This window comes from Rudaea sp. (assembly GCF_036383415.1).
Taxonomy (GTDB): Bacteria; Pseudomonadota; Gammaproteobacteria; order Xanthomonadales; family Rhodanobacteraceae; genus Rudaea.
Genome location: NZ_DASVOK010000358.1, coordinates 1 through 3438, shown reverse-complemented (window position 1 = coordinate 3438; position 3438 = coordinate 1). Strand labels below are relative to the sequence as shown.

5 protein-coding genes are annotated in these 3438 nt (G+C 64.0%); 1 reads left to right on the top strand and 4 read right to left on the bottom strand.

Annotated features, from left to right (window positions below; genetic code table 11):
* Positions 1 to 91 precede the first annotated feature (91 nt).
* Entirely contained in the window at positions 92 to 250 is a 159-nt protein-coding gene (locus VF497_RS13285) for a hypothetical protein (protein WP_330889469.1), read from the top strand.
* Between the two features lie 323 nt (positions 251 to 573).
* Here the strand turns inward: VF497_RS13285 and trmB are convergent, their stop codons facing one another.
* From trmB to VF497_RS13265, 4 genes are all read right to left on the bottom strand, one after another.
* Positions 574 to 1260 carry a tRNA (guanosine(46)-N7)-methyltransferase TrmB gene (gene trmB, locus VF497_RS13280; RefSeq protein ID WP_330889467.1) on the bottom strand — a complete coding sequence of 229 codons (687 nt, stop codon included), beginning with the start codon at positions 1258 to 1260 and terminating at the stop codon, positions 574 to 576.
* On the bottom strand, positions 1257 to 2069 hold the full coding sequence (locus VF497_RS13275; RefSeq protein WP_330889465.1) for a thiazole synthase: 813 nt from the start codon (positions 2067 to 2069) through the stop codon (positions 1257 to 1259). The genes trmB and VF497_RS13275 overlap by 4 nt, the downstream gene beginning before the upstream one ends.
* A gap of 161 nt (positions 2070 to 2230) precedes the next feature.
* On the bottom strand, positions 2231 to 2434 hold the full coding sequence (gene thiS, locus VF497_RS13270) for a sulfur carrier protein ThiS (protein WP_330889471.1): 204 nt from the start codon (positions 2432 to 2434) through the stop codon (positions 2231 to 2233).
* A gap of 101 nt (positions 2435 to 2535) precedes the next feature.
* On the bottom strand, positions 2536 to 3438 hold a 903-nt coding region (locus tag VF497_RS13265), incomplete at its 5' end, for a hypothetical protein (RefSeq protein WP_330889463.1).

Here is a 3438-nt window from a genome sequence, read left to right as displayed (position 1 = left end):
GATCCCCGCGTATCCATTCGAGCACGAGCATGAGCACGGTGAAGGCGAGCAAGCCGAACACGAGCAGCATGTCGTGGGTGAGGAGGAGTCCTTGCTTCATCTCATCGGGCGCAACGCTCTTTACTTTCTGTTTTTTGCTCGTCATTCCAGCGAAAGCTGGAATCCAGCTTTTGCTGTTACTCCTGATTTTGCTCCGACCGCGTCCATTCGCCTTTCCGCTCGCATCCCGCGAGCGGGTCACTTTTCTTGACTCCGGGCATCCTGCCCTTCGCCGCTCCGCGGCCAGCTTCGCTGTTCGCGCCGCTCCTGCGGCGCAGTGTTTGCCCAAAGAAAAGTAACCAAAAGAAATGCACCCCGGATGCCGCGCTCGCAGCTTCGCCGCGAGTCCGCGAGGTCATGCCGGGTTCCGTTGACTGCACGTCCCTGTCCAGACAAAGGAATCGGCGCGATCCATCGCGCCGACCCTGCGGGCATTTCCGTCATGCCCCCGCCGCGGCAAACGGGGACCCGAAAATCAAAAGCGAAAAATCAAAATCAAAAGCGTCGTACTTTGGTATGTCGTCGTTGAGTGATTCAAACTCGTTCGTAGATGAAATCCCAAACCCCGTGCCCTAGACGCAAACCGCGTTTCTCGAAATGCGTTTCGATGCGCCAGTCGGGGCGCGGCATGCTTTGACCCTCGCCCGCGACGTTGCGCCATTCGGGCGCGGCGTCGAGCACTTCGAGCATATGCGCTGCATAGTCGGCCCAGTCGGTGGCCAAATGCAAGCGCCCGCCGCGTGCGACGCGGCTTGCGAGCAAGTCGACGAAATCGGGCTGGATCAGGCGACGTTTCTGCTGACGCTTCTTTGGCCACGGATCCGGAAAATAAATGCGTGCTTCCGCCAGCGATTCCGGCGCGAGCGCATTGCGCAGAATCTCGACCGCGTCATGATTGTAAAGCCGCACGTTGGCGACCTCGTGCGCGGCGAGTGTGTTCATCAGGCGACCGACGCCGGGACGATGCACTTCGATGCCGAGGAAGTTCTTGTCCGGCTCGTGCAGGCCGGCGTGCAGCAGTTGCTCGCCGTTGCCGAAGCCGATTTCGAGCACGAGCGGCGCGCTGCGGCCGAACAACTGCTGGTAGTCCGGCGGCGTCGCCGCAGGTTCGAGGCCGAAGCGCGCCCAGTGTTGCTCGAACGCGCGTTGCTGTGCGGGAGTGAAGCGGCCTTGGCGCAGGACGAAGCTGCGGATGTGGCGCTGAGGTTGCGCTTCGCTCACCCGATCGTCCCGTCGATCGGACTCGATGCACTGGCAAAGCGCTTGCGCGGAATGCGGCCGGCGAGGAAGGCTTCGCGCCCGGCTTCGACGGCCTTCTTCATCGCGCTCGCCATCAGGACGGGATTCCTTGCGCCGGCGATCGCGGTGTTCATGAGCACGCCGTCGCAGCCGAGTTCCATTGCGATCGCGGCGTCCGAAGCGGTGCCGACGCCGGCGTCGACGATGATCGGCACCTTGGCGTTTTCGACGATCTCAAGCAGGTTCCAGCGGTTCTGGATGCCGAGGCCCGAGCCGATCGGTGCGGCCAGCGGCATGACCGCGACACAGCCGATCTCCTCGAGGCGACGCGCGAGGATCGGATCGTCGCTCGTGTAGACCATGACCTCGAAATTGTCGGCGACGAGCTGTTCGGCGGCCTTCAAGGTCTGCACCACATCGGGGAACAAGGTCTTCTGGTCGCCGAGCACTTCGAGCTTGACCAGGTTGTGACCGTCGAGCAGTTCGCGCGCGAGGCGGCAGGTGCGCACCGCATCGTCGGCGGTGTAGCAGCCGGCGGTGTTCGGCAGGATCGTGTAACGATCGGGCGGCAGCACGTCGAGCAGGTTGGGCTGGTTCTTGTCCTGGCCGATATTGGTGCGACGGATCGCGACCGTGACGATCTCGGCGCCGGCGGCGTCGGTCGCGCGTCGCGTTTCGTCGAGATCCTTGAACTTGCCGGTGCCGGTCAGCAGGCGCGAGCGATAGGTCTTGCCGGCGATGACGAGGGTGTCGTTGTCGGCGCCAGGAATAGTGCGGATCTGAGCGTTCATTTGTACAAATCGTGTTCTCGAAAAGTTTTCAGCTCGGCGTTGCCTCGCTGACCGTTGCTAAGCTCGCGCATCCTGCACTCGCCAAGCAACCCGTCCCTGCGCATCCTGCCTTCGGGCCGTCGGCTTCGCGCGATATGCGCTTCAACGCATATCGCAAGCGCTCAGCCTCCGCCCAATGCGTGCACGATCTCGACATGATCGCCATCGCGCAGCACGCGTTCGCGATGCGCGCTCCTTGGCACGATCTCGCAATTGATCTCGACGGCAACCCGGCGTTCGGCATAACCCGCCGCTTCGAGCAGCGCGGCGACGCTGGTCGACGCCTGTACCTGTTTCGCTTCGCCGTTGAGTTGGATGTTGAGCATGCTGGCATTGTAACGCCTCATGCGCGCGTGGGCAGGAGCGCGGGCAAAAAAGAAAACGCCCGGCATGTGCCGGGCGTTGCTCTGGATCATGTGCGGCGCGGTCAGCGCTGGCCGTGATCGTTCTTGTTGTCGTCGCGCTGCACGCGGCCTCGTCCTTGCGGCTGCTCGGCGCGCTGCTGTTGCTGCTGTTGCTGCGGCTGCACGCGCATGGTTTCCGTACGCGGCTGGACCTGTTGCTGCGAGCGCATCTGCATTTCCTGGCGTTGCTGGACCTGCTGTTGCTGCTGGACCTGTATTTGCTGGCGGTCCTGGATCTGGCGCTGTTGACGCTGCTGCACCTCGGCATCCTGCTGGCGGCGCATCTGCATTTCCTGACGCTGCTGCATCTGCTGTTGCTGCTGGACCTGCATTTGCTGGCGGTCCTGGGTCTGGCGCTGTTGACGCTGCTGCACCTCGGCATCCTGCTGGCGACGCATCTGCATTTCCTGGCGTTGCTGCGCCTGCTGTTGCTGCTGGACCTGCACTTCCTGCTGGCGCTGCTGGAAGTCGGCGCGCGGTGCGCGTTCGACCGTCGTCGAACGATACTCCTGACGGTTGTCGCGCTGCACGCGGTCGTCCTTGCGGCCGGTGTCGACGGTGGCGTTGTTGTTGTCGCCGCGCAGCACGCGCTGCTGGCCATTGTCGGCCGCGTTCGGATTGACATAGCGGCTCGAAGGCAGCGCGCGGCGTTCGTCCATCTGCGTGCGCCCGTTCGGCGCGCCGGTCACCGTGCGGCTTTCGAGCGTAGGGTTGCCGGTCTGCTGTTCGCGCAGCACCTGGGGGTTGTTCTGCATGCGCGCGCTGTTGTCGATCGCGCGGCGGTCGTTGCGGCCGTTGTCGTTCTGGCGACCGGTGTCGAGCACGCGCGCATCGGCCTGAGCCGGGCCGCCCGTGCGCGGCTGGATTGCCGGCGCGATCGAGCGCGCCGGCATGCCGTCACGGGTGACGACGTTGACGTTCGGACG